Origin of the sequence: Streptomyces sp. NPDC006012, assembly GCF_042871185.1 — a bacterium.
In the GTDB taxonomy this organism is placed as follows: Bacteria; Actinomycetota; Actinomycetes; order Streptomycetales; family Streptomycetaceae; genus Streptomyces.
Map to the genome: position 1 here is coordinate 199,131 of NZ_JBIAIE010000005.1, position 23,878 is coordinate 223,008.

Here is a 23,878-nt window from a genome sequence, read left to right on the forward strand (position 1 = left end):
CGCACCCCTCGACGTCCCTCGGACGCCCCTGTGGCCGGACCGTCCGCCGCCGCGCTCCCCGCACTCCCCGGCCGGAGCGCCGGCGGACGGCAGCGCATGGACCGAGCACCGGAAGGACCACGAGGACGGCGGCCCCGACCCGCCGGGCCGAGCAGGCCGCCACGCCCGGCGGACCACCACGTCCGCGGGGACCGCCACGCCTGGGGGCGTGGCCGGCCGACGGAACGTGTGGGGACCCGGCCGGTCAGAGGAACGTGTGCCCCTCGCCCCGGTAGGTGGGCACGGTCGCCGTCACCGCGTCGCCCTCGACCAGGTGCAGCGCGTCGAACCGCTCGCACAGCTCACCGGCCTTGGCGTGCCGGAACCACACCTTGTCGCCGATGAGCAGGTCGTCGGCGGGCGAACCGAGCAGCGGCGTCTGCACCTCGCCCGGCCCCTCCTGGGAGTCGTAGCGCAGTCCCTGCGGCAGATACGGCACCGGCAGCCGGTCGCGGCCGGCCACGCCGGACGCCGGATAGCCCCCGCCGAGCACCGTCACCACCCCGACACCCGGCCGCCGTACGACCGGCAGCGCGAACAGCGCGGCCGGACGGCCGGTGAACGACGTGTAGTTGTCGAAAAGGTGCGGCACGTACAGCCCCGACCCGGCCCCGATCTCGGTGACGACGTCCTCGGCGGCCGTGTGCTGCACGCTGCCCGTGCCGCCGCCGTTGACGAACTCCAGCCCCGGCGCCACCGCCCGGACGGCCCGCACCACGGCCGCCCGCCGCTCCGTCAGCTCGCGCCGGGCGGCCGTCTGCATCAGCCGGACGGCCCGGGAACGCGCCGCCCGTCCCTTGACGTCGTCGCCCACACCGGCGATGTGACCCTCGTACGCCATGATCCCCACGAGCGCGAAACCGGGCCGCCGCAGCACCGCGCGCGCCAGCCCGGCGACCTGGTCGGGGGAGCGCAGCGGGGAGCGCAGCGCCCCGAACCGCAACCGCCCGCCGAGCAGTCTCAGCGAGGTGTCCAACTCCAGGCAGACGCGCACGACTTCGGCGCCCCCGGCCCGGGATTCGTCGATGAGGTCGAGCTGCGCCGGGTTGTCGATCATCACGGTGACGGCGGCGGCGAGCTTGGGGTCGGCGGTCAGTTCGGCGAAACCGGACCGGTCGGCGGACGGGTAGGCGAGCAGTACGTCATCGAACCCGGAGCGCGCCAGCCACAGCGACTCGGCCAGGGTGAAGGCCATGATGCCCTGGAACCCGTCCTTGGCCAGCGCACGTTCGAGCAGGGCGCGGCAGCGTACGGACTTGCTGGCGACGCGAATCGGCTTCCCGCCCGCCCGGCGCACGAGGTCGTCCGCATTGGCGTCGAAGGCGTCCAGGTCCACGATCGCGAGGGGGGCGTCGAGATGGGCGGTGGCCCGGTCGTAACGGGTCCGGTCGGCGGCGAGCGCAGTCATGCACGAAGCCTGCCAGACCGGATTACCGCTGGGTAGAGGGACGTTCCGGGCAGATGCCGCGGCGTCACGGACTGGTTCCCGTTCGCCGTGGAACAACCCGTAGAGTGACGCGCACGCACGACGGGGCGGGCCGTGGGCCGCGGATCCCACGCTGGGATGCCGTCGCGTCCGCGCGGGTATGCGTGCCCGGGACGGACCATGCCGGGCCCGAGCGGGGAGCACGGCCGCCCGCGCGCCGAGGAGCCGGCCGGGCACAAGGAAACGGGGGGTGCATGAGCACGGAAGCGCGCCACGCTCCGATCCCCCCGCGCCCCGCCTCCGCGCACACCTCCGCCGCCGCTGCGGACGCCACGCATGACGCTGAAACCGGCGAGAACGGCGAGAGCGCCAAGAGCAGTAGGAGCGGTAAGAACAGCGAGAAGGCCGCACGGTCCGGAAAGACCGGGCAGGCCGGGCAGGGCAAGCAGGCCGGGCGCTCTGGCGGGCCGGAGAGTCCCGGGCCGGGCGGGGCCACGTCGAACCCCGCGCCCGCGGTCGATACCGCGAGCGCTGGTTCGCCGGTGCCCCCGGGCCCTCGGACGGACCCGGAGGCGAACGGTGCCCGTACAGGCGGAAACCCTCCCGCGTCCGCGCGTCCACCGGCCGAGACCGAGCGGCCGACGGGGACCGGTACTCCTGCACCACCGACGGGTACTTCCGTACCGCGCACCGGTACTTCCGTACCGCGCACCGGCACTCCGGCACCGCGCACCGGCGACGAGGACGGCCCCGCTCCCGCGCGGGCCGGCTCCGGAGACGCCGAGCCGCGCCTTTCTGGACCAGACCAGTCCCGTACCGTGCCCGGCCCCGGTGCCCCGCCGCTTCCGCCGCCGCCCGCCTCGGCCCGCTTCCCGGACGCCCCGCCCACCGCGGGCACCCGCTCCGGGCGTGCTGGGACCCCCCGCCGTGACGGCAGCCCCAAGCGTGACGGCGGCCCCAAGCGTGACGGCGGCCCGCCGGAGCCCGGACAGCGGCCCCCGGTTCCGCCCCGGCGGTCCGGTGCTCCCGCCGAGGCCGCCACGGAGACCACCGCGCGCCTGCGGCCGGTGCCACCCGCTCACGAGCCCGGCACACCGGCCGGCCCGGGCGGCGAACCACCGTCGTCCGCCGCGTCGTCCGCCGCATGGCCCGGGGCCACGACCCGGTCCACCGGCGCGGCGGCCTGGGCCGGTCACGGCGCTGCCGGGGACGGGTCCGAGGACGGCGCCGGGCGGACCGGGGGCTTGCCGGGGGCCGGGCCGGAGCGTGCCGGGCGCGGGGTGCCGTCGAACCCCTGCCTGTCCTGGAGCGCGTTCCCGCCGCCGGGCGGACGGCCCGTCGTGTCGTTCGGACAGCCCGAGGGATACGACGACCGTGCCCGGCCCAGACCGCTGGGCGGGCGCCCGCACCGCCGCCGCACCGCCGCGGCCGCCGTCTGCCTGGTCTTCGGCCTCGGGCTCATCGGCGGTGCCATGACCGGGAGTTGGCTGACCGGCGAGGCCGGCGGCGCGGACGCCGGGACCGGCTTCGCCAGGGCCGGCGACCTGTGGCACAGCGAGCCGGTCGACGCGCTCTTTCCGCCCACCGTCGAGGGCCGGGGCGCCGGACCCGGCGGAGCCGACCGGACCTGGACCCGGATCGCCGTCGCACCGGACAGCGGCTGCGCCGACGCCTTCGATCCGCTCCTCGGCAGGGTCCTCGCCCCTGTCGGCTGCGAACGGCTGCTGCGGGCCACCTACACGGACGCCACCGAAAGCCATGTCACCACCGTGGGGCTGCTGTTCACCAAGGCCGACTCCGCCGCCATGAACGCTCTCGCCGCCCGCTTCAAGGATGAGCGCCTGGACCGCCGTACCGATCTGATGCCCCGTCCGTACGCCGCCAAGGGCACCGTCGCCGAGGACTTCGGCGCCCGCGAGCGTGGTTCCTGGAGCGTCTCCGTCCTCACCGACGCGCCCGTCGTCGCCTACGCCGTCTCCGGCTGGGCCGACGGCCGCGCCGTCGACTCGCCCCAGCCCGCCGCGGACGCCGTGCAGTCCGGGGCCACCACCGCGCCCGCGCAGGCGGGGCTCGGCCAGGAGGCCCAGGGCCTCGCCGACCGGGTCGAACGGCGCCTGCGGCAGACCGTCAGCACGGCCACGGAGCAGCCCTCATGACGCGAACGACGGGCGGCCGCCGCAGGCCGAACCCGGCCGGCACGGCACTGAGCCTCCTCCTCGCCGGTTCGCTGGCCCTCCTGCCGGCCACCGCCGCGTACGCCGACGGCATACGGTCCCAGCAGTGGGCCCTGTCCGCCCTGCACACCGAGGACGCCTGGCGCACCACCAAGGGCAAGGGCGTCACCGTCGCCGTGCTGGACACCGGAGTCGAGACCGACCACCCGGATCTCGTCGGCAACGTCCTGCCCATCAAGGACTTCGTCGGTTTCGGTGCCGAGCCCGGCGACCGCACCTGGGCCCGGCACGGCACCGCGATGGCCGGCATCGTCGCGGGCCACGGCCATGGCCCCGGCAACGCCGACGGCGTCATGGGCATCGCCCCCGAGGCGAAGATCCTGCCCGTCCGGGTGATCCTGGAGGACGGTGACTCGGCCCGCGGCAAGGCCCGCGCCACCCGCGGCAACGCCCTTGCCGAGGGGATCCGCTGGGCCGCCGACCACGGCGCCGACGTCATCAACCTCTCGCTGGGCGACGACTCCGACTCCGCGCACCCCGAGCCCAGCGAGGACGAGGCCGTGCAGTACGCCCTGAAGAAGGGCGTGGTCGTCGTCGCCTCCGCCGGCAACGGCGGCGACCAGGGCGACCACATCTCCTACCCGGCCGCCTACCCGGGCGTGATCGCCGCCACCGCCGTCGACCGCTACGGCACCCGCGCCGCCTTCTCCACCCGGCGCTGGTACGCCACGGTCAGCGCACCCGGCGTGGACATCGTCATCGCGGACCCGGACCACAAGTACTACGAGGGCTGGGGGACGAGCGCCGCCTCCGCCTTCGTCTCGGGCGCCGCCGCCCTGGTCGAGGCGGCCCACCCGGGCCTGGCCCCGGCCCAGATCAAGAAGCTGCTGGAGGACACCGCACGCGACGCGCCGAGCGGCGGCCGGGACGACTCGCGCGGCTTCGGTTTCGTCGACCCCGCCGCCGCGATCCGCGCGGCCGGCCGGATCGAGCCGCGGAACCTGCACTCCGCGGCCTACGCCGACAAGTACTTCGGGCCCGGCCCGGACGCCGCCGAGCGGTCCGGTTCCACCGCGGACTGGGCGGGTCCGCTCGCGGGCGGCGCCGGCGGGGTGTTGCTGGTGGCGGCGGTGGTCCTGTGGCGCGGCCGCCGCGAGTCGGAGCGCTGAACTCCGCACGTACGAAGCCGGCTTCCGGCAGACCCGCACGCCCCCGGGATCACCAGGACCTACGGAACTTCCAGGACCGGCGGGGGCGTCAGGCGTACGACGCCGAGCGCCGGGGCCACGGATGGCGCATGGAGCCCGGGGACTACCCGGCCGCCGACGCCGGCGGAACCGCGGCCGTCGACGTGACCGCGGACACCGGCATGTCCGCCGACTCGGAGGAGCCCACGGAGGCCGTGGCGTCCGTGGCGTCCGTGGAGGCTGTGGAGGCTGTGACGTCCGGGTACGTCGTGGCCGAGGGAGTCCCGCCGGTGAACGCCGACACCGCGGCCCGTGCCGCCGCCTCCACCAGGTCGATGCCGCGCGCCAGGGACACCGTGCCCTTGGACAGGACGGCGACCAAGTAGGGGGTGCGGTCCACCGTCACCCGCCCGATGCTGTTCACGTCCCACAGCCCGGTCGTGCCGCGCGCCAGCCAGCCGTTCTTCAGCGCCGTCGTGGTCGAGCCGTCCGCCACCGCCGACACCCCCCACCGCTGGCCGGTCTCGACGGTCTCCATCAGCCCCCGGACGCAGTCCCGCGACGCGTCGCTCAGCCGAGAGTCGCCCCCGAACACCTGCTGGAGCAGGACGAGTTGGTCGGCCGCGGTGGTCTGCGTCAGCCCCCACAGCGGGCCGTCGCCGCCGGTGGTGTCCGTGAGTCCGAGCCGTTTGTTCGCGGCGTCGAGCCCGTCCTTGCCGCCTATGTCGCGCCACAGCGCCGACGCCGCGTCGTTGTCGCTGTTCTCGATCATCTTCGTGGCGTACGCCAGTTGCGTCGTGGTCGGCCGCCGTCCCGCGTCCTGCGCCTGCAACAGCAGCGTCGCCAGGATGTCGACCTTCACGATGCTCGCCGTGTCGAAGGCCGCGTCGCCGCAGCGGGCACGCGCACCGGAGTCCAGGTCCAGCACGGCCACCGACACCTTCGCGCCCGACGGGACGGCGACCGTCTTCATCGCCGTGCTCAGCAGCGCGTTCCGGTTCACTGTGGGTCCCACCGACTTCTCCTCGCCCGTCGGGGCCGAAGCGGCGGCCGCAGTCGACGACGCCGAGGATACTGCCGGGGCGGGCCCGCGCCTTCAGGTACGCCGTCCCGCCGGCCGTCATGCCCACCACGGCGAGCACCGCGAGCGCCCTGTGCACGAGCCGCCGCCGGCGCCCGCACGGGCGGGACCGGCGCCGCCGGCGGGCCGAGGGCGACTTCATGCCGCGATGCTCGGGGCGCGGGCTGCGGACACCGTTTGACGAACGGGAGATCCCGGTCAGCGGGATCTGAGATTCCGGTGAGGGTGTGCCGCCAGGCCGTCGCGTTCCGGGGCCCGCGGCGGCCGGGCGGCACACCTTCGATAGGGTCGTCGACCGTGGCGAACAAGAACATCCCCGACTCCGGCTTCTCCGACGACGACGGATCCGCCGACCCCCGGCTGAGCGCCGCGCTCGCCGCCTGGGCCGAGGACCGCACCGCCGTCGGGCCCGTCCTTCAGGCGCTGCGCGGCGCCCGGCTGCTCGTTCCGGTCGTGGCCGTACTCGGCGAGGTGGAGGAGGACGAGAAGGGGCTGCGCCGCGAGAAGACCAGCGACATGGCCGTGCCGACCCTGCGGGCCGGATCACGCACCGCCCTGCCCGCCTTCACCTCCACCGCGTCGCTGGCCCGCTGGGACCCGGCAGCCCGCCCCGTCGCCGTGCCCCTGCACCAGGCGCTGCAGGCCGCCGCGCACGAGAAGGCCGACACGGTCGTCCTGGACATGTCGGGCCCGGTGCCCTTCGAACTGACCGGCCCGGCGCTGCTCGCCCTCGCCGAGGGCCGGACGACGACCGACCCGCTCGCCGACCCGGCGGTGACCGGCGCGGTACGGGCCGCGGTGGCCGCCGAGCCCGCCGTGCTGAGCGCGCACCTCGGCCCGGGCCAGGCCGACGGCATCCTTGCCCTCGTCGTCGACGCGGCGGCGGAGCCGGCCGAGGTCGCCCGTGCCGTCGCCGGCCGTCTGGCCGCCGACGAGACACTGCGGGCCCGCCTGGTGCACGGCCTCGACCTGGCGCTGCTGCCGGCCGAGGCCGCACCTGGGGGCGAGCCCCTGTACGTACGCGGCTGACCCGCGGCCGGGGATTCCGGGCGAAGTCCGCCGCCGTGCCACGGGCGGGCGGCGGCGCGGTCCGCCCGTGCCTGGCGCGGCGCTCAGCCGTAGACGGGCCCGGTGTACTTCTCGCCGGGGCCCTGGCCGGGCTCGTCCGTGACGATCGAGGCTTCCCTGAAGGCCAGTTGCAGCGACTTCAGGCCGTCGCGCAGCGGCGCCGCGTGGAAGGAGCTGATCTCGGTCGCGCTCGCGTCCAGCAGACCGGCGAGGGCGGTCACCAGTTTGCGGGCCTCGTCCAGGTCCTTGTACTTGTCGCCCTCCTCCGTCAGCCCGAGCTTGACGGCCGCGGCGCTCATCAGGTTGACGGCGACCGTCACGATCACCTCGACCGCGGGGACCTCGGCGATGTCACGCGCCATCTCGTCGAAGTCGGGCTGCTCGGCAGGGCCGGAGGGGGAGGTCTCACTCATGCGGGACACGATAGGTGCTGCCGCTCCCCGCAGGGTGCCCGGCCCCGCCCGGCCTCGGTTCGCCGTTCCCGTGGCGAGCTGCTAGCCTGAGGGGACGACCGGCCGGACACGACTGTGCCCGGCCTACAAGTGGAGGCTCCGATCTCCCACCTGACCGCCCTGTGGGGCGGCGGGTCATCCGGTCAGGCGATCGACGTCGTTGCATACGAACGGAGTCGCCCGATAGCGCCCCGCGATCATCGCGACGGTGCTCCGGTAGTGCAAGGAGCCCCGCATGTGATCGTCCGGGGCATTTTTTCTGCTTCGGCGCGGTTAGGTCTCACGAAAACAGACGTTACGCGGCTGTCCGCCAGACCGTCGCGTGGTGCTACCGAGGAGGATCCATCAGCGCCGAGCCCCGCATCAACGACCGGATTCGCGTTCCCGAGGTGCGACTTGTCGGTCCCAGTGGCGAGCAGGTCGGCATCGTGCCGCTTGCGAAGGCACTGGAGCTTGCGCAGGAGTACGACCTGGACCTGGTCGAGGTCGCGGCGAACGCCCGTCCGCCCGTGTGCAAGCTCATGGACTACGGGAAGTTCAAGTACGAGTCGGCCATGAAGGCCCGTGAGGCGCGCAAGAACCAGGCGCACACGGTCATCAAGGAGATGAAGCTCCGGCCGAAGATCGACCCGCACGACTACGACACCAAGAAGGGTCACGTCGTCCGGTTCCTCAAGCAGGGCGACAAGGTCAAGATCACGATCATGTTCCGTGGCCGCGAGCAGTCCCGCCCCGAGCTGGGCTACCGACTGCTGCAGAGGCTCGCGGAGGACGTCCAGGACCTCGGCTTCGTCGAGTCCAACCCGAAGCAGGACGGCCGCAACATGATCATGGTTCTCGGTCCGCACAAGAAGAAGACCGAGGCGATGGCCGAGGCCCGCCAGGCGCAGGAGGCCCGCAAGGCCGAGCGCCAGGGCCGCACGGCCGCCTCCCCGCAGGAGGCGCCCGCCGAGGAGCCTGCCGAGGCGTGATCCCCAGGGCCGCAGGCCCGGGGGCGACACCCGGCGGTCCGGAGGTACGACCCCCATGGGGCGTACGGAACTCCGAACCCCGGAGCCTTACCCGGGACGCGAGTCCCAGGACACAACCGAAACAAGAGCGACGCTCCACCGTGCCCGGTTTTCGTGACCGGGCACCGGAGCGCCACCGACGAGGAGAGAACGGCGCTATGCCGAAGAACAAGACGCACAGCGGTGCCAGCAAGCGCTTCAAGATCACCGGCTCGGGCAAGGTGCTCCGTGAGCGCTCCGGCAAGCGCCACCTGCTTGAGCACAAGTCGTCCCGTGTGACGCGCCGCCTCACCGGCAACGCCGAGATGGCCCCGGGCGACGCCAAGAAGATCAAGAAGCTTCTCGGCAAGTGACGCACGGGCGCTCGCAGCCGAGCGCTCCGCGTCAGGACCGGGACCCAGCCGTTTCCGGGCCGTGTGCGTACCCCCACGGCCCCGCTACAAGGAGTTAACAAGTGGCACGCGTCAAGCGGGCAGTCAACGCCCACAAGAAGCGCCGGGCGATCCTCGAGCAGGCCTCCGGCTACCGCGGTCAGCGTTCGCGCCTGTACCGCAAGGCCAAGGAGCAGGTCACCCACTCGCTGGTCTACAACTACAACGACCGCAAGAAGCGCAAGGGCGACTTCCGGCAGCTGTGGATCCAGCGCATCAACGCCGCTGCCCGCGCCAACGGCATCACCTACAACCGCTTCATCCAGGGTCTGAAGGCTGCGAACGTCGAGGTCGACCGCAAGATCCTGGCCGAGCTGGCGGTCAACGACGCGGGCGCCTTCGCCGCCCTCGTCGAGGTCGCGCAGAAGGCGCTGCCGGCGGACGTCAACGCGCCGAAGGCCGCCTGACGCTGCGCCGGCGCCGGCCGACGTGACTTTGAGGACCCGTAGGCAGCAAGCCTGCGGGTCCTGCCGTTGCCGTACCGGACACGCCACGCGCCGCGGCACCTCCCCGCACGGCCCGAAGGCCGCCGGGGCTCCCAGTCCGCCGTGACGGCCGAACGGCCCCGGCGGGTAGCACATCGAAGGTGAACCTCCATGGCCCCCGCCGCTGACGAGCCGATCTCCCCCCGTTCCGCCCGTGTGGCGGCCGCCCGGCGGCTGGCCCGGCGGAACTTCCGGGGCAAGGAGCGACTGTTCCTCGCCGAAGGGCCACAGGCCGTACGGGAGGCGGCGGCACACCGGGCCGCCGGACGGGCGACCCTCGTCGAACTCTTCGCCACCGGCGAGGCCGCTGAGCGGCACGCCGGCATCGTGGCCGCGGCCCGGGCCGCCGGCGCCCGGGTGCACCTCGCCTCCGACGAGGTGATCGCCGACATCGCCACCACCGTCACCCCGCAGGGCCTGGTCGGTGTCTGCCGCTTCCTCGACACCCCCTTCGAGGAGATCCTCGCGACCGGACCGCGCCTCGTCGCCGTCCTCGCGCACGTGCGCGACCCCGGCAACGCCGGAACGGTGCTGCGCTGCGCGGACGCGGCCGGCGCCGACGCCGTCGTGCTCACCGACGCCTCCGTCGACGTCTACAACCCCAAGGCCGTGCGCGCCTCCGTCGGCTCCCTGTTCCATCTGCCCGTCGCCGTCGGCGTCCCCGTGGAACAGGCCGTCGCCGGGCTCAAGGGCGCCGGGGTCCGCGTTCTCGCCGCCGACGGCGCGGGCCCGGACGACCTCGACGACGAACTCGACAAGGGCAGCATGGGCGGACCCACGGCGTGGGTGTTCGGCAACGAGGCATGGGGGCTGCCGCAGGAGACCCGGGCGCTCGCGGACGCCGTCGTCCGCGTTCCCATCCACGGAATGGCCGAGAGCTTGAACCTCGCGACCGCCGCAGCCGTCTGTCTGTATGCCTCGGCCCGTGCACAGCGCGCCTCCGGAGGGTGCCGCTGCGTCACTGTGAGCTAGTAGGGTGGCCCGCCTGGGACACGCCCCGAGTTCCCGGCACCGCCGGAGCGGCGAGGTGCCCAGGCCGGCTGAGAGGTGGAGTACGGGGATGAGTGTCGGCACGAGCAGTGCTCCGGGAGGCCGGGACGTACGGCGGGTGCCCGCGCCCCGCCACGGTGGTCTCGCCGGACCCGGCATCGACCCCGACGACCTGCCCGACGGCCTCGTGGTCGCCGACGAGCACGGGCTCGTCGTCTGCTTCAACTCGGCCGCCGCCCGGATCACCGCCGTACGCCCCAAGGACGCCGTCGGCCGCCGGCTGGAGAAGGTCCTGCCATTAGAGGACCTGGAGGGACGCCGCTGGTGGCAGCTCACCGATCCGTACGGCGGGCTGGCCATCCGGGTGCGCCAGCCGGAACGGAATCTGCTGCTGCCCGGCGGCCGGGAGGTCCTGGTCTCCGCGCGGTACGTGCGCGGTGAGCCCACCGGACCCGTCCGCCGCGTCGTCGTCTGCCTGCGTGACACCGAGGCCCGGCGCCGCACCGAGCGCAGCCACGCCGAACTGATCGCCACCGTCGCGCACGAACTGCGCTCCCCGCTCACCTCCGTCAAGGGCTTCACCGCCACCCTCCTCGCCAAGTGGGAGAGGTTCACCGACGACCAGAAGCGGCTGATGCTGGAGACCGTCGACGCGGACGCCAACCGCGTCACCCGGCTCATCGCCGAACTGCTCGACATCTCCCGCATCGACTCCGGACGGCTGGAGGTGCGCCGCCAGCCCGTCGACATGGGGGCGGCCGTGGGACGGCACATCCAGGCGTACGTCGCCGCCGGCCAGCCCGCCGACCGGTTCCTGCTGCGCATCGAGCAGCCGCTGCCCGCCCTGTGGGCCGACCCCGACAAGGTCGACCAGGTGCTCAGCAACCTCGTCGAAAATGCCGTGCGGCACGGCGAGGGAACCGTCACCATTGACATCACGCCCGCCGCGTCCGCCCGCGAAGAAGAAGAGGACGCCGGCACGTCGGTCACCGTGAGCGACGAGGGCACCGGCATCCCGGAGGAGTCCATGAACCGCGTCTTCACCCGCTTCTGGCGGGGCAGCAAGCGCGGCGGCACCGGCCTCGGGCTCTACATCGTCAAGGGCATCGTCGAGGCCCACGGCGGGACCATCACGGTCGGCCGCGCCCCCGGCGGCGGCGCGGAATTCCGATTTATCCTGCCCGCGAGCATCCCGGCCTTCGCATTCGAGCTGCCACGCAGCGTCGGATAGGGCCGGCCTCCTGTGCCCGCGGGCGCATCCGCATTCCCCTCTCCCGTTAGACTCGGCCTTTGGCACCTTTGTGTCCCGGGGACCGTACCGATCCCTCCCAGGATCGCCGGACGGTTCCTCCACGAGCCGTGACGGGGACCTTCAGCCAGCCAATCGGAAGCACGGGAAGAGATGTCGGCACCGAATAAGTCGTACGACCCGGTCGAGGTCGAGGCGTTGAAACCGGAAGAGATCGAGCGCATGCGGGACGAGGCGTTCGCCGCCTTCGCCGCCGCGGACTCCCTCGACGCCCTGCACGAGGCCAAGGTCGCCCACACCGGCCCCGCCTCCCCGCTGGCCCTCGCCAACCGCGAGATCGGCGCCCTGCCGCCGCACGCCAAGGCCGACGCCGGCAAGCGCGTCGGCCAGGCCCGCGGCGCGGTGAACAAGGCGCTCGCCGCCCGCCAGAGCGCACTGGAGACGGAACGGGACGCCCGCGTCCTGGTCGAGGAGTCGGTCGACGTCACGCTGCCCTACGACCGGGTACCGGCCGGCGCGCGGCACCCGCTGACCACGTTCATGGAGCGGGTCGCGGACGTCTTCGTCTCCATGGGCTACGAGATCGCCGAGGGCCCCGAGGTCGAGGCGGAGTGGTTCAACTTCGACGCCCTGAACTTCACCCCGGACCACCCGGCCCGGCAGATGCAGGACACGTTCTTCGTCGAGGGTCCCAAGGGCGACCACGGCGAGTCCGGGGTCGTGCTGCGCACCCACACCTCGCCGGTGCAGGCCCGCTCCCTGCTCGACCGCGAGCCCCCCGTCTACATCGTCTGCCCCGGCCGGGTGTACCGCACCGACGAGCTGGACGCCACGCACACCCCGGTCTTCCACCAGATCGAGCTGCTGGCCGTCGACGAGGGCCTGACCATGGCCGACCTCAAGGGCACCCTCGACCACATGGTCCGCTCCCTGTTCGGCGGGGACATGAAGACCCGGCTCCGGCCGAACTACTTCCCCTTCACCGAGCCGTCCGCCGAGATGGACATGCTCTGCTACGTCTGCAAGGGCGAGTCCGTCGGCAACCCCGACCGGCCCTGCCGCACCTGCTCCAGCGAAGGCTGGATCGAGCTGGGCGGCTGCGGCATGGTCAACCCGCGGGTGCTCGTCGCCTGCGGCGTCGACCCCGAGAAGTACAGCGGATTCGCCTTCGGGTTCGGCATCGAACGGATGCTGATGTTCCGCCACAACGTCGAAGACATGCGAGACATGGTCGAGGGTGACGTCCGGTTCACCCGGCCGTTCGGGATGGAGATCTGATGCGGGTCCCGCTTTCGTGGCTGCGGGAGTACGTCGAGCTGCCGGCGACTCAGACCGGCCGTGACGTCCAGGAGAAGCTGATCTCGGTCGGCCTGGAGGTCGAGAGCGTCGAGCAGCTCGGCGCCGACCTCAAGGGGCCGCTCGTCGTCGGCCAGGTGCTGACCATCGAGGAACTGGAGGGCTTCAAGAAGCCGATCCGGTTCTGCACCGTCGACGTCGGCCAGGCCAACGGAACCGGCGAACCCCAGGAGATCGTCTGCGGCGCCCGCAACTTCGCCGTCGGTGACAAGGTCGTCGTGGTGCTGCCCGGCGCCGTGCTGCCCGGCGGCTTCGCGATCGCCGCGCGCAAGACGTACGGCAAGGTCTCACACGGCATGATCTGCTCCAGCGACGAGCTGGGCATGGGCAACGACAGCTCCCAGGGCATCATCGTGCTGCCGCCGGAGTGCGAGGTCGGCTCCGACGCCATCGAACTGCTGCAACTGGTCGACGAGATCCTCGACATCGCGGTGACGCCCGACCGCGGCTACTGCCTGTCCCTGCGCGGCGTCGCCCGCGAGGCGGCGATCGCCTACGGCCTGCCGCTGCTCGACCCCGCGCTGCTCGACGTACCCGCCGCGAACGCCTTCGGCTACCCGGTCCAGGTCGCCGACAGCCTCGGCTGCGACCGCTTCACCGCCCGCACCGTGACCGGCCTCGACCCGGAGGCGCGCTCCCCGATCTGGCTCAAGCGGCGCCTCCAGAAGGCCGGCATGCGCCCGATCTCGCTGGCCGTGGACATCACCAACTACGTGATGCTGGAGCTGGGCCAGCCCCTGCACGCCTACGACCGCTCCCGCGTCCAGGGCACGGTCGGCGTGCGCCGGGCCGAGCCGGGCGAGGAGCTGACCACGCTCGACGGGGTGACCCGCACCCTCGACGCGGAGGACCTGGTCATCACCGACGACCGCGGTCCGATCGGCCTGGCCGGTGTCATGGGCGGCGCCAACACGGAGATCGACGACACCGACGGCACCACCACCGAGGTCGTCGTCGAGGCCGCGCACTTCGACGCGATCTCCATCGCGCGCACGGCCCGCCGCCACAAGCTGTCCTCCGAGGCGTCGCGCCGCTTCGAACGGGGCGTCGACCCGCAGGCCGCGTCCGCCGCCGCCCAGCGCACGGTCGACCTGCTGGTGCTGCTCGCGGGCGGTACCGCGGACGCCGGTGTCACCGAGGTCGTCGCGCCGTCCGCACCGCGCACCATCACCATCCCGGTGAACCACCCGGACCGCGTCGCGGGCGTCGAGTACGGCCGGGAGACGGTCGTCCGCCGGCTCCAGGAGATCGGCTGCGACGTCTTCGGGGATTCCGCCGCGTGGAACGGGACGGGGACCGGCGGCCGGGAGACGGGCGGGCCGGACGAGCTGGTCGTCACCGTGCCGTCCTGGCGGTCCGACCTGACCGACCCGAACGACCTGGCGGAAGAGGTCATCCGCCTCGAAGGCTACGAGAACCTGCCCTCGACGCTGCCCAAGCCCCCGGCGGGCCTCGGCCTGACCGAACGGCAGCGGCTGTACCGCCGGGCCGGGCGCGCGCTGGCCGGCGCGGGCTATGTCGAGGCGCTGAGCTACCCGTTCATCGGCGAGCAGGTCTTCGACCAGTTCAACCTCGCGGCCGACGACCCGAACCGCCGGGTGGTCAAGCTGGTCAACCCGCTCTCCGACGAGGAGCCCGCGCTGCGCACGATGCTGCTGCCGGGCCTGCTCGGCGCGCTGCGCCGCAACGACGGCCGCGGCTCGCACGACCTGGCGCTGTTCGAGACCGGGCTGGTCTTCGAGCCGCGTGCGGAGCGGGCGGTCGCCGTCCGGCTGCCCGTCGACCGGCGGCCCACCGACGCGGAGATCGCCTCCCTCGACCTGGCGCTGCCCGAGCAGCCGCGGCACGCCGCCGTCGTCCTCGCCGGCGCCCGCGAGCAGGCCGGCTGGTGGGGCAAGGGCCGCCCGGCCGACTGGGCGGACGCCGTCGAGGCCGCGCGTCTGCTCGCCCGCGAGACCGGGACCGACCTGATCGTCCGCAAGGGGCAGTACGGGCCCTGGCACCCGGGGCGCTGCGCCGAACTGGCGGTCGTCGTCGACGGCGCCGAGCGGGTCATCGGCTACGCGGGAGAGCTGCACCCCGGTGTCCTGAAGACGCTGGGGCTGCCCGAGCGCAGCTGCGCGATGGAGCTGGACCTGGACGTCCTGGAGCAGGCGGGGACCCCGCTCGTGCAGGGCCCGCGCATCTCGGCCTTCCCGGTGGCCACCCAGGACGTCGCCCTGGTGGTCGACACCGGTGTGCCGAGCACCGACGTCGAGGCCGCACTGCGCGAGGGGGCGGGTGAACTCCTGGAGTCCATCCGGCTGTTCGACGTCTACGAGAACGCCGAGCAGCTCGGCGCGGGCAAGAAGTCGCTGGCGTACGCGCTGCGCTTCCGCGCGGCGGACCGCACGCTGACGGTGGACGAGGCGTCGGCCGCACGGGACGCGGCGGTCGCCCTCGCCGGCGGGCGTGTGGGGGCGGTGCTGCGGGGCTGAGTGCTACGGCGGGGGCTGCGCCGCCAGGGTGCGCGTGGTGGGCCGTTGTTCGCCTGTCACCGTGTCATGGCCACTTGTTCCACCAAGGTCTCGACGTAGCTCGAACTGGGGGGAACCGCAGCTCCCCGCGCCCCTTCGCGGCGCTGCTGCCTGCATAAATGCGGGTAGACCGGAGTGGGCTCACTCGTTCGGGTGGGAACTGCCGGTGATCTGGTCTTTCCGGGCCATGCCGTCGACAGAATCGGACCGGCCTTTCGGGGTCGGTCCGTCTGCTCTGTCGGGTATTCCATGGGGGCATCGGCATGATCCGTATCAAGGCGCGGGCACCCACACGACGAGGAGTCGCCGAAGGGGCCGGGCGGCGCGGTCTGTGCCGCGCCCGAGCCCTGACGCTGCCCACGCTCTGGGGCGGCGCGGCCATCGCCTACAAACTGGCCTGTCCGCTCGCCCAGCAGAACGGGTTCGGCGCGCGGATCGTCACCAGTGCCGTGTTCTTCGCGGTCGGCACCGGCCTGGTGGTCCATGTCCGCCGGGCCCTGGTGCGCGAACTGCGGCAGGTCCGCAAGGTCGCGGGCGCCGCCCAGAGCGCGCTGCTGCGGCCCCCGCCGGCCCGGCTCGACGGCCTCCGGGTCGCCGCCGCCCAGTTGTCCGCCGACCGCAGCGCAGCCATCGGCGGCGACCTGTACGAGGCGGTCGCCACCGAGCACGGAGTCCGGGTGGTGATGGGCGACGTACGCGGGCACGGTCTCGCCGCCCTCACCACTGCCGCGGCCGTCCTCGGCAGTTTCCGCGAGGCCGTCCACGACGAGCCGGACCTCGGCCGGGTGCTGCGCCGCCTGGACCGGGCCCTGGCCCGCCATCTGCGGGAGCGGGCCCGCGCCGAACACCCCTCGGCCGGTCAGGACCCCGAGAACCCGGTCGCCGAGGAGTTCGTCACCGTCCTGCTGCTGGAGATCTGCCCGGACGGCGAACTGCGGGCGCTGAGCTGCGGGCACCCCTGGCCGTATCTGCTCGGCGACCACGGTGTCGAGCCGCTCGCCCGCGCCGAACCCCTGCCGCCCCTCGGTCCGTTCCCGCTGCCGGGTGACGTGGGCCCCGTACTCTGCGGTCAGTTGCTCGCCGGTGAGTCCCTGGTCCTGTACACGGACGGGGCGGAGGACGCGCGGGACGCACAGGGCCGGTTCTTCTCCCTCTCCGGGGCCCTGACCGAGGCGGCCCGCGACCACCCGGTCTCCGCCCAGTCGATCCTGCGCACGGTCCTCGCGTCCCTGCACCGGCACATCTCCGGAACGCCGACGGACGACATCGCCGTGCTGGTCCTGTGCAACGACCGGAGCGAAGCCCGGCTGAGCCTGTCGCAGGGGGCCAGTCCCGGCGGCGCCGACCGGCAGCCGCCCCAGCACAGCCGGCCCACGGCATGAGCCGCCGGGCCAGGCCGCCGTACTGTACGAGGGGGAGCCGGCGGCCCGGCCGGCCTCTTGCGAGGCATTTCAGTCAACCGGCACACCACTCTCCGCGACAGCGCGCGTACCGCCCGGATTCGCGCACTCCGTTCACACCCCGTGTGAACTCGTACGCACTACGCTGTCGACACCAGGCCACCGGGGGGCATCCATGCAGCCCAACACTCTGCTCGACGCGATCCTGGACGAGGCCGGGATCTCGCACGCAGGTCTCGCCGCCCACGTCAACCAGGCGGGCCGGACACGGGGCCTCGCGCTCCGTTACGAACACACCGCCGTCGCCCGGTGGTTGAAGGGCCAGCGGCCCCGCGGTCAGGTGCCCGACCTGATCTGCGAGGTGCTCGCCGCCCGCCTCCACCGGCCCGTCACCCTCGACGACATCGGCCTCGGCGTCCCGGGCGGGCCCTCGACCCCGCACGCGACCGCGCTGTCCGGTTTCGTCGAGCGCGCCACCGCGCTGTGGCGCTCCGACGAACAGCAGCGTCCGCATGTGCTCGGCGCCCCCGCCGTCACCGGCACGCCCGCGGTGATGCCCGTCTGGGAGTGGGAGAACCCGCCCGAGGACGTGGACGTCTCACGCGGCGGCAGGCACCGGGTCACCGCCGGCGACCTCGACACGCTGCGCGCCGCCCGCGCGCACTACGAGCAGATGTACCGCAAGGCCGGCGGCGTCGCGACCCGCACCCGCATCGTCGGCTTCCTGAACGCCGAGGCGGCCCCGCTGCTGCGCGGCAGCTACGCCGACGCCACCGGCCGGCAACTGCACCGGGCCACCGGCGGACTGGTGGCGATCGCGGGCATCTGCGCCTACGACTCCGACGCGCACGGACTCGCCCAGCGCTACTTCCACCAGGCGCTCAGGCTGGCGAAGGCCAGCGGCGACCGCGGACTCGGGGCGTACATCATCGCGCTCCTGGTCAACCAGGCGCTGTTCATGCGGGAGTTCCGGCAGGCCGTGGCCTTCGCGGAGGCCGCGCTGCGCGCCGCGGGCAAGCACATCACCCCCGCCCTGGCCTCCGACCTGTACGCGATGCAGGCCAAGGCGTACGCCCACCTGGGCGACGGCACGAGCGCCCTGTCCTGCATCCGGCGGGCCGAGACGGCCGCTGAACGCATCCGGCGCGGACACGAACCCGACGAGACCGGCTATGTCCAGCCGGGCCTCGTCAACGTCCAGGTGGCCGAGGCGCTGCTCAGTCTGGGTGAGCTGGCGGCGGCCCGGGAGCACGCCGCGGCCGCCGTGGGCAATCCGGCGCACGACCGGGGCCGGGTGCACCGGCTGGCCATGCTCAGCACGATCGAACTCCGCCGGGGCAATGCCGACACCGCGGTGGCCACGGCGGTGCAGATGGCGGAGCAGGCCCGGGGCATGGAGTCCCAGCGGCTGCGGGACAGACTGCGTGCGGTGCGCGAACACCTGGCGCGCAGCGGCTGTGCCGGAACAGCCGAAGCCGCCGAACTCATCGACGGAGCGCTGCGCGTGCCCCTGTAGGCCGCCCCCTGCCGCTGCTGCGATATTGCCACTTACTCGGCGGAAGGTGGCAGAACCGTGCAGTGGATGAAACAGAACGAACAAACTGTGTACGCAAACCGCTGGTTCAGCGTCAATCTCGCAGATGTCGAGCTGCCGGACGGCCGGCACCTCGACCACTTCCTGATAAGGCTGCGGCCCGTGGCCGTGGCGACGGTGGTGAACGAGGCAGGCGAGGTACTCCTGCTGTGGCGCCACCGGTTCATCACGGACAGCTGGGGCTGGGAACTCGCCGCGGGAGTCGTGGAGGACGGCGAGGACATCGCCCACGCGGCGGCCAGGGAACTGGAGGAGGAGACCGGCTGGCGGCCGGGACCCCTGCACCATCTGATGACCGTGGAGCCGTCCAACGGTCTCACCGACGCGCGGCACCACGTCTACTGGGCCGACGAGGGTGAGTACGTCGGACACCCCGTGGACGACTTCGAGTCGGACCGCCGGGAATGGGTCCCGCTCAAGCTCGTCCCCGACATGATCGCCCGCGGCGAGGTCCCGGCCGCCAACATGGCGGCCGCGCTACTGCTGCTGCACCATCTCAGGAGTGCCGGTGACTGAGCGGCTCGGGCGAAGTCCGCGTCGGTTCGGCAGCGTCCCTCCGGCCCAGCGCCCGGGCCCCGCTCCGGGCTCGGCGGCAGTGGAATCCGTCCGGTCCGCTCAGCGGGACAGGAGTTGCCAGACCGTCACGACGACTGCGCCCAGGGACGTGAGGGCGGCGACCGAGGACAGCGGCCAGCGGGTGTGTTCCAGCGAGGTCATCCGGGTGTTCAGATCGTCCAGTTCCTTGGCGGTCTCCTCGGTGCGATGGCTGAGCAGCGCCAGGCCGCCCTCGACACGTGCATAGGCCACGTCGAGGCGGCGCCGTAACTCTGCGAGTTCTCCATGGACCACGGGATGCTTCGGTTCGGCGGTCACGGGCCCACTCCTTTCCGTAGTCGAACGGGGGGTTCCGCATCCCTTGCATGCGCATGAGGAGTCAACTCGCCTGGTGGGCACGTGGGGAGCGTGTGTGAAGGGCATACGCGGGTCCGGTACGCACACGGAGTGTGAAACGCGCGGGCCCGGCACCGAATCCACGAATCCGGTTGCCGGGCCCGTCCGACGTCGCTGCGGGTAATCAGCCGTAGGTGTAGAAACCCGAGCCGGTCTTGCGGCCCAGGCGGCCCGCCTCGACCATGCGCTGGAGCAGCGGGGGAGCGGCGTACAGCGGCTCCTTGTACTCCTCGTACATCGAGTCGGCGATGGAGACGATGGTGTCCAGGCCGATCAGGTCGGACAGCTTCAGCGGGCCCATCGGGTGGGCGCAGCCCAGCTCCATACCGTTGTCGATGTCCTCGCGGCCCGCGATGCCGGACTCGAACATGCGGACCGCGGACAGCAGGTACGGCACGAGCAGCGCGTTGACCACGAAGCCGGACCGGTCCTGGGCGCGGATGGCGTGCTTGCCGAGCACCTTCTCCGCGAACAGCTGCGCCCGGCTGAGCGTGCCCTCGGAGGTGGTGAGCGCCGGGATCAGCTCGACGAGCTGCTGCACCGGGGCCGGGTTGAAGAAGTGGATGCCGACCACCTGGTCGGGGCGTGACGTGGCGACCGCGAGCTTCACCAGCGGGATGGAGGAGGTGTTGGAGGCGAGGATCGCGTCCTGCCGGGTCACCACCTGGTCGAGCACCTGGAAGATCTCGGTCTTCACCTGCTCGTTCTCCACGACGGCCTCGATGACCAGGTCGCGGTCCGACAGCTCACCGAGGTCGGTGGTGAAGCCGAGGGACGCCTGCGCGGCGTCCCGGTCCGCCTCGCTGATCTTGCCGCGCTCGGCGGCCTTGGCCAGGGAGTTGAACAGCCGGGTGCGGCCGAACTCCAGGGCCTCTCCGGTGGTCTCCGCGACCTTGACGTCCAGTCCGGCCCGGGCACAGACTTCGGCGATCCCCGCCCCCATCTGACCGCAGCCGATCACCCCGACACGTGCGATATCTGAGCTGCCCGTCACATCGTCCCTTTCGCTGTTCCACGGCCGGCGCGCCGCCCGCTGGTCGGCGCCTGCTCCGATCGTGCACGTTTCAGTCAAGTATCGGTGATCGATTGTTCGGGCGGACATCCCGGGGCCCGTACGATCCGTGACGGCAAGGATCCACAGGGCGTGGGGGAGTGACGATGAGGCGAGTGTCACGGCGGACGTTCGCGGCGGTGGCGCTGTCGGCGCTGGTGACGGCGCCAGGCGCGGCGGCGGCCCCGGGCAGCCGACCGCAGCTGGATGGGGCCGCGGGCGCGGCGGGGGCACCGGGCGCGCGGGCCGGCGGCGGGCTGCGGGGAGTCTGGCTGGCGACGGTCGACAACCGCGACTGGCCGTCGAAGCCCGGCCTGAGCGCCGGCCAGCAGCAGAAGGAACTGATCGCCTACCTGGACCGGGCCGTCCGCGACCGCCTGAACACGGTGATCCTCCAGGTACGGCCCACGGCGGACGCGCTGTGGCCCTCGCCCCACGAACCCTGGTCCAAGTGCCTGACCGGCACCCAGGGCGGGTCCCCGGGCTGGGACCCGCTGGGCACCGCCGTCACCGAGGCCCACGCCCGCGGGCTGCAGCTGCACGCCTGGTTCAATCCGTACCGGATCGCCAACCACGCTGACCCGGCGAAGCTCACCGCCTCGCACCCGGCCCGCAAGCACCCCGACTGGGTGGTGCGCTACGACGGCAAGCTCTACTACAACCCCGGCCTGCCGCAGGTCCGCGCCTTCGTGCAGGACGCGATGCTCGACGCGGTGGCCAGGTACCCGGTGGACGCCGTCCACTTCGACGACTACTTCTACCCGTATCCGGTCGCCGGGCAGAGCTTCGACGACGACGCCGCGTACGACAGGTACGGCGGCTCCTTCGACGACCGCGCGGCCTGGCGCCGCGACAACATCGACAAGCTGGTGCGCGAGACGGCCGCGCGGATCCGGCAGATCAGGCCCGGTACCCAGTTCGGGATCAGCCCGTTCGGCGTGTGGCGCAACGCCGCCGACGACAGCAGTGGCTCCGACACCCGGGCGGGCGTGCAGTCGTACGACGACCTGTACGCGGACACCCGCACCTGGGTGCGGGAGGGCTGGATCGACTACATCGTCCCGCAGCTGTATTGGTCGGCACAACCTCTTGACCAGCAGGTTCCGGCAAATTATGCAGTGCTTGTGCCTTGGTGGGCAGAGGTGGCGAGGGGCACGAAAACGAAGCTCTACATCGGTGAAGCTCTGTACAAGGCTGGAGATCCGGAGCAGCCTGCGCCGTGGCACGACCCGGCTGAACTGTCCCGGCATCTCGCGCTCGCCGCGCAGTACCCGGAAGTGCAGGGCCACGTCTTCTTCGCTGCCAAGGATGTTGCGGCGGACAAGATCGGCGCGATGGCACGTGTGATTGCCGATCACTATCAGCGGCCAGCGAAGGCGCCGCGATGACGGACAACATGGGTACAGATCTCGATGGCCCATACGCCCTGTTGGCTAAACTCCTTGAGCAGCACAGCGAGCAGGACCAAGCACGCATACGTGGCGTGTTGTTTAGAACTGGTGTAGTTCCCCGGCCGGAGCCCACAGAACCGGGGGAGGTAACTCCGTTGCCCCGGAAAGGCCCGGGGGCTGCTCCCATCAAGGTCGTTGTCAGAAGAGAAGGGAACGGTCAAAGCTGTACGGGGCGGGGTCATGAAGCCGGGGCGCCCAGGTACCCGGAAGTCGGCCAGCGTCGTACGCTCGATCCATGAGTACTGCGGGGCAGAGGGTCAAGGAAGTCCGCAAGCGTCGCGGGCTGTCTCAGCGCGAGTTGGCGGATGCGTCGGGAGTGTCGCTCTCGGCTATCCGGAAGCTTGAACAAGGCGAACGGGAGTCGGCACGGCTGGAGACGCTGCGCAAGCTGGCGCATGCGCTGAGAGTGCCGACGATGCGACTTGCGGAGGATCGCAATCCCGAGGATCCCGACGCGGGCACCACCGACCGCTGGTCCGCAGTCAGGAACGCCCTGGAGCGTCCGCCGATCGTTCTGGCCGTGGACGATGAACTTCCCACCCTTAGGGGTGTGCAAGCCGCCCTGAGGGAGACGGAACCGCTGTTCTCGGGTGATCATTTCACCGCACTGTCCGTGATGTTGCCCCCGTTGCTGCGGGACGCCGAAGCACTTGGCCCCGAAGGACGTAGTGTCCGTGTACGGCTCTTGCAGCTTGCCGGGTGGCTCATGGTCCAAACCAGGCAGTTCAGGGCCGCTGAGGTGGCCCTGGAACGTGCCCTTGACGATGCGGCGGACCGTTTGGAGAGTGCCGCTACGGTCAACACGCTGTGCTGGCTGTTGCTGCGTCAGGGTGAGTTGGGTAAGGCATACGACCTTGCTGTCAAATGGGCCGACGAGACTGAGCCTCGCATGTCCCGTGCAACCCCCGGAGAGCTGTCTACGTGGGGGTGGATGCTGCTACGTGTGTCTGCTGCTGCCGTCCGCAACTCACAGCCCGGAGATGCAGAAGACGCCCTGAGACTCGCAACAGCGGCAGCCATCGCGCTGGGACGGGAATACGCCCCGGAGAACGACTTTCTGCGGACGTTCGGACCGACCACGGTCAAACTCAAGGCTGCCGAGAACGCTGGCGTGATCGACCGGCCCGATATGGTGCTTCGCATCGCTGAGCGCGTACCCGTCTTCGGTCTCAGGCCCACGTCGAACAACCGTAACCGTCACTTGCTCGATGTCGCTGACGCTTATGCCAAGACGGGTAACTACGGAGACGCATTCGGCAAGTTGGAACAGATCAAGGCTGGTAGCCCGGAGTGGTTGCCAAACCAGCGATACGCCCGTGACGTCCTCGGGCGGGTGATCAAGGGGCGGCGGACGTTGACAGCCGAGATGCGCGCCATGGCCGACGTGGTGGGGCTCCCTCTGTAGTACGTGTGGCACATTCCGCTGACGGCCAGTCAAAGTGCCACAGACACAGGAGACTGTGACGGCTCATGGTTGTGCCATCGATTCATTCGAGGAGATGGCGACCATGGGCAACACGATGCAGGGGCCCGAGACCGACGCGCGCCGGTGGGAGTACACGACTTACGCCCCGTCTGGCGAAACCTGCCCGGCGTGCGGTAAGCCGATCAAGAGTCTTGAGAGTTGTCGTCGGGGGATGTTGTCCCGCCTTGACGCTGCTCCGATCGCGGCCTATTGGCACGTGGCTTGTGCTCCGAAGGGGGTGGAGGGGCGGTGATCCCCATGGTCGAGTACAAGAGTGCGCGTGCTGAGGCCGAGCACACGGCGGCGCTTTTGCGGACGGCTCTGCAACGCGCCGGAATCCCCGAGCACGAGACCACATGGGTGCGCGCCCTGGTCACTGGTAAGGGAAGGGCTTACGTGGAGATCGGGGCCCTTCCGGTCGGCTCGGCGGTGAAGCTCTTGAACGTACTTCCCTTGGCCCGGGGGGCGGGGGAATGAGCCGCGCCGTTCTACGGTACGTTCG

Annotated in this window: 21 protein-coding genes; 16 read left to right on the forward strand and 5 right to left on the reverse strand. The window is 72.0% G+C overall.

The features are described 5' to 3' along the window. Window positions 1-244 precede the first annotated feature (244 nt). A complete protein-coding gene (locus tag ACFYPJ_RS12345) occupies window positions 245-1,447 on the reverse strand; it encodes an amino acid deaminase/aldolase (RefSeq protein ID WP_389014508.1) in 1,203 nt (400 codons plus the stop codon). A gap of 1,358 nt (window positions 1,448-2,805) precedes the next feature. On the opposite strand from ACFYPJ_RS12345, the gene ACFYPJ_RS12350 reads away from it, so the two are divergent. Together ACFYPJ_RS12350 and mycP are read left to right on the forward strand one after the other, a co-directional pair. Beyond that, window positions 2,806-3,621 (forward strand): hypothetical protein, encoded by an 816-nt coding sequence (locus ACFYPJ_RS12350; RefSeq protein WP_389014510.1) that lies wholly within the window; start codon window positions 2,806-2,808, stop codon window positions 3,619-3,621. Then, window positions 3,618-4,808 carry a type VII secretion-associated serine protease mycosin gene (gene mycP / locus ACFYPJ_RS12355; RefSeq protein WP_389014513.1) on the forward strand — a complete coding sequence of 397 codons (1,191 nt, stop codon included), beginning with the start codon at window positions 3,618-3,620 and terminating at the stop codon, window positions 4,806-4,808. Before ACFYPJ_RS12350 ends, mycP begins: the two co-directional genes overlap by 4 nt. A 142-nt stretch (window positions 4,809-4,950) precedes the next feature. On the opposite strand, the gene ACFYPJ_RS12360 is transcribed toward mycP, so the two are convergent. Continuing rightward, window positions 4,951-5,841 carry a serine hydrolase gene (locus ACFYPJ_RS12360; RefSeq protein WP_389014516.1) on the reverse strand — a complete coding sequence of 297 codons (891 nt, stop codon included), beginning with the start codon at window positions 5,839-5,841 and terminating at the stop codon, window positions 4,951-4,953. Window positions 5,842-6,204: 363 nt separating this feature from the next. On the opposite strand from ACFYPJ_RS12360, the gene ACFYPJ_RS12365 reads away from it, so the two are divergent. Beyond that, window positions 6,205-6,936: an SseB family protein gene (locus ACFYPJ_RS12365; RefSeq protein ID WP_389014520.1), complete on the forward strand. Its 732-nt coding sequence runs from the start codon at window positions 6,205-6,207 to the stop codon at window positions 6,934-6,936. 83 nt (window positions 6,937-7,019) lie between these two features. On the opposite strand, the gene ACFYPJ_RS12370 is transcribed toward ACFYPJ_RS12365, so the two are convergent. Further along, complete coding sequence (locus ACFYPJ_RS12370) at window positions 7,020-7,388, reverse strand: DUF1844 domain-containing protein (protein WP_389014522.1); 369 nt, start codon at window positions 7,386-7,388, stop codon at window positions 7,020-7,022. Between the two features lie 383 nt (window positions 7,389-7,771). Here ACFYPJ_RS12370 and infC point away from each other — a divergent pair, with 383 nt between their 5' ends. The 10 genes from infC to ACFYPJ_RS12420 all read left to right on the forward strand — a co-directional run bounded on the left by infC (window position 7,772) and on the right by ACFYPJ_RS12420 (window position 18,974). Next, window positions 7,772-8,398 carry a translation initiation factor IF-3 gene (infC, locus tag ACFYPJ_RS12375; protein ID WP_389015085.1) on the forward strand — a complete coding sequence of 209 codons (627 nt, stop codon included), beginning with the start codon at window positions 7,772-7,774 and terminating at the stop codon, window positions 8,396-8,398. A gap of 197 nt (window positions 8,399-8,595) precedes the next feature. Beyond that, entirely contained in the window at window positions 8,596-8,790 is a 195-nt protein-coding gene (gene rpmI, locus ACFYPJ_RS12380) for a 50S ribosomal protein L35 (RefSeq protein ID WP_121888283.1), read from the forward strand. Between the two features lie 101 nt (window positions 8,791-8,891). Then, window positions 8,892-9,275 carry a 50S ribosomal protein L20 gene (rplT, locus tag ACFYPJ_RS12385; protein ID WP_055492778.1) on the forward strand — a complete coding sequence of 128 codons (384 nt, stop codon included), beginning with the start codon at window positions 8,892-8,894 and terminating at the stop codon, window positions 9,273-9,275. Window positions 9,276-9,464: 189 nt separating this feature from the next. Further along, window positions 9,465-10,325: a TrmH family RNA methyltransferase gene (locus ACFYPJ_RS12390; RefSeq protein WP_389014524.1), complete on the forward strand. Its 861-nt coding sequence runs from the start codon at window positions 9,465-9,467 to the stop codon at window positions 10,323-10,325. 88 nt (window positions 10,326-10,413) lie between these two features. Further along, complete coding sequence (locus ACFYPJ_RS12395) at window positions 10,414-11,574, forward strand: ATP-binding protein (protein ID WP_389014527.1); 1,161 nt, start codon at window positions 10,414-10,416, stop codon at window positions 11,572-11,574. Window positions 11,575-11,745: 171 nt separating this feature from the next. Continuing rightward, complete coding sequence (gene pheS / locus ACFYPJ_RS12400) at window positions 11,746-12,870, forward strand: phenylalanine--tRNA ligase subunit alpha (protein WP_389014530.1); 1,125 nt, start codon at window positions 11,746-11,748, stop codon at window positions 12,868-12,870. After that, a complete protein-coding gene (gene pheT / locus ACFYPJ_RS12405) occupies window positions 12,870-15,425 on the forward strand; it encodes a phenylalanine--tRNA ligase subunit beta (protein WP_389014533.1) in 2,556 nt (851 codons plus the stop codon). Before pheS ends, pheT begins: the two co-directional genes overlap by 1 nt. Before the next feature lie 302 nt (window positions 15,426-15,727). After that, window positions 15,728-16,846, forward strand: coding sequence for a PP2C family protein-serine/threonine phosphatase (locus ACFYPJ_RS12410; RefSeq protein WP_389014536.1), 1,119 nt, complete (start codon window positions 15,728-15,730; stop codon window positions 16,844-16,846). A 193-nt stretch (window positions 16,847-17,039) separates the two neighbouring features. Further along, entirely contained in the window at window positions 17,040-18,380 is a 1,341-nt protein-coding gene (locus tag ACFYPJ_RS12415; protein WP_389014539.1) for a transcriptional regulator, read from the forward strand. A 57-nt stretch (window positions 18,381-18,437) separates the two neighbouring features. After that, window positions 18,438-18,974, forward strand: coding sequence for an NUDIX hydrolase (locus ACFYPJ_RS12420; RefSeq protein ID WP_389014542.1), 537 nt, complete (start codon window positions 18,438-18,440; stop codon window positions 18,972-18,974). 99 nt (window positions 18,975-19,073) lie between these two features. On the opposite strand, the gene ACFYPJ_RS12425 is transcribed toward ACFYPJ_RS12420, so the two are convergent. Next, the gene (locus tag ACFYPJ_RS12425) at window positions 19,074-19,331 is read right to left on the reverse strand and encodes a hypothetical protein (RefSeq protein WP_389014545.1); all 258 of its coding nucleotides are present in this window, start codon (window positions 19,329-19,331) and stop codon (window positions 19,074-19,076) included. A gap of 202 nt (window positions 19,332-19,533) precedes the next feature. After that, the gene (locus ACFYPJ_RS12430) at window positions 19,534-20,403 is read right to left on the reverse strand and encodes a 3-hydroxybutyryl-CoA dehydrogenase (protein WP_389014548.1); all 870 of its coding nucleotides are present in this window, start codon (window positions 20,401-20,403) and stop codon (window positions 19,534-19,536) included. A gap of 164 nt (window positions 20,404-20,567) precedes the next feature. On the opposite strand from ACFYPJ_RS12430, the gene ACFYPJ_RS12435 reads away from it, so the two are divergent. From ACFYPJ_RS12435 to ACFYPJ_RS12445, 3 genes are all read left to right on the forward strand, one after another. Then, window positions 20,568-21,848 carry a glycoside hydrolase family 10 protein gene (locus ACFYPJ_RS12435; protein ID WP_389014550.1) on the forward strand — a complete coding sequence of 427 codons (1,281 nt, stop codon included), beginning with the start codon at window positions 20,568-20,570 and terminating at the stop codon, window positions 21,846-21,848. A gap of 298 nt (window positions 21,849-22,146) precedes the next feature. Continuing rightward, the gene (locus ACFYPJ_RS12440; protein ID WP_389014553.1) at window positions 22,147-23,316 is read left to right on the forward strand and encodes a helix-turn-helix domain-containing protein; all 1,170 of its coding nucleotides are present in this window, start codon (window positions 22,147-22,149) and stop codon (window positions 23,314-23,316) included. A 318-nt stretch (window positions 23,317-23,634) separates the two neighbouring features. Next, a complete protein-coding gene (locus ACFYPJ_RS12445) occupies window positions 23,635-23,853 on the forward strand; it encodes a hypothetical protein (protein WP_389014556.1) in 219 nt (72 codons plus the stop codon). The last annotated feature ends 25 nt before the right edge of the window (window positions 23,854-23,878 follow it).

Excerpts from the sequence above, each read along its gene's own strand:
- ACFYPJ_RS12410 (WP_389014536.1), top strand. The coding sequence starts at position 15,728 with ATGATCCGTATCAAGGCGCGGGCACCCACACGACGAGGAGTCGCCGAA.
- pheT (WP_389014533.1), top strand. The coding sequence starts at position 12,870 with ATGCGGGTCCCGCTTTCGTGGCTGCGGGAGTACGTCGAGCTGCCGGCG.
- ACFYPJ_RS12370 (WP_389014522.1), bottom strand. The coding sequence starts at position 7,388 with ATGAGTGAGACCTCCCCCTCCGGCCCTGCCGAGCAGCCCGACTTCGAC.
- rpmI (WP_121888283.1), top strand. The coding sequence starts at position 8,596 with ATGCCGAAGAACAAGACGCACAGCGGTGCCAGCAAGCGCTTCAAGATC.
- ACFYPJ_RS12345 (WP_389014508.1), bottom strand. The coding sequence starts at position 1,447 with ATGACTGCGCTCGCCGCCGACCGGACCCGTTACGACCGGGCCACCGCC.
- ACFYPJ_RS12395 (WP_389014527.1), top strand. The coding sequence starts at position 10,414 with ATGAGTGTCGGCACGAGCAGTGCTCCGGGAGGCCGGGACGTACGGCGG.
- ACFYPJ_RS12440 (WP_389014553.1), top strand. The coding sequence starts at position 22,147 with ATGAGTACTGCGGGGCAGAGGGTCAAGGAAGTCCGCAAGCGTCGCGGG.
- ACFYPJ_RS12390 (WP_389014524.1), top strand. The coding sequence starts at position 9,465 with ATGGCCCCCGCCGCTGACGAGCCGATCTCCCCCCGTTCCGCCCGTGTG.
- ACFYPJ_RS12435 (WP_389014550.1), top strand. The coding sequence starts at position 20,568 with ATGAGGCGAGTGTCACGGCGGACGTTCGCGGCGGTGGCGCTGTCGGCG.
- ACFYPJ_RS12445 (WP_389014556.1), top strand. The coding sequence starts at position 23,635 with ATGGTCGAGTACAAGAGTGCGCGTGCTGAGGCCGAGCACACGGCGGCG.
- pheS (WP_389014530.1), top strand. The coding sequence starts at position 11,746 with ATGTCGGCACCGAATAAGTCGTACGACCCGGTCGAGGTCGAGGCGTTG.
- ACFYPJ_RS12415 (WP_389014539.1), top strand. The coding sequence starts at position 17,040 with ATGCAGCCCAACACTCTGCTCGACGCGATCCTGGACGAGGCCGGGATC.
- mycP (WP_389014513.1), top strand. The coding sequence starts at position 3,618 with ATGACGCGAACGACGGGCGGCCGCCGCAGGCCGAACCCGGCCGGCACG.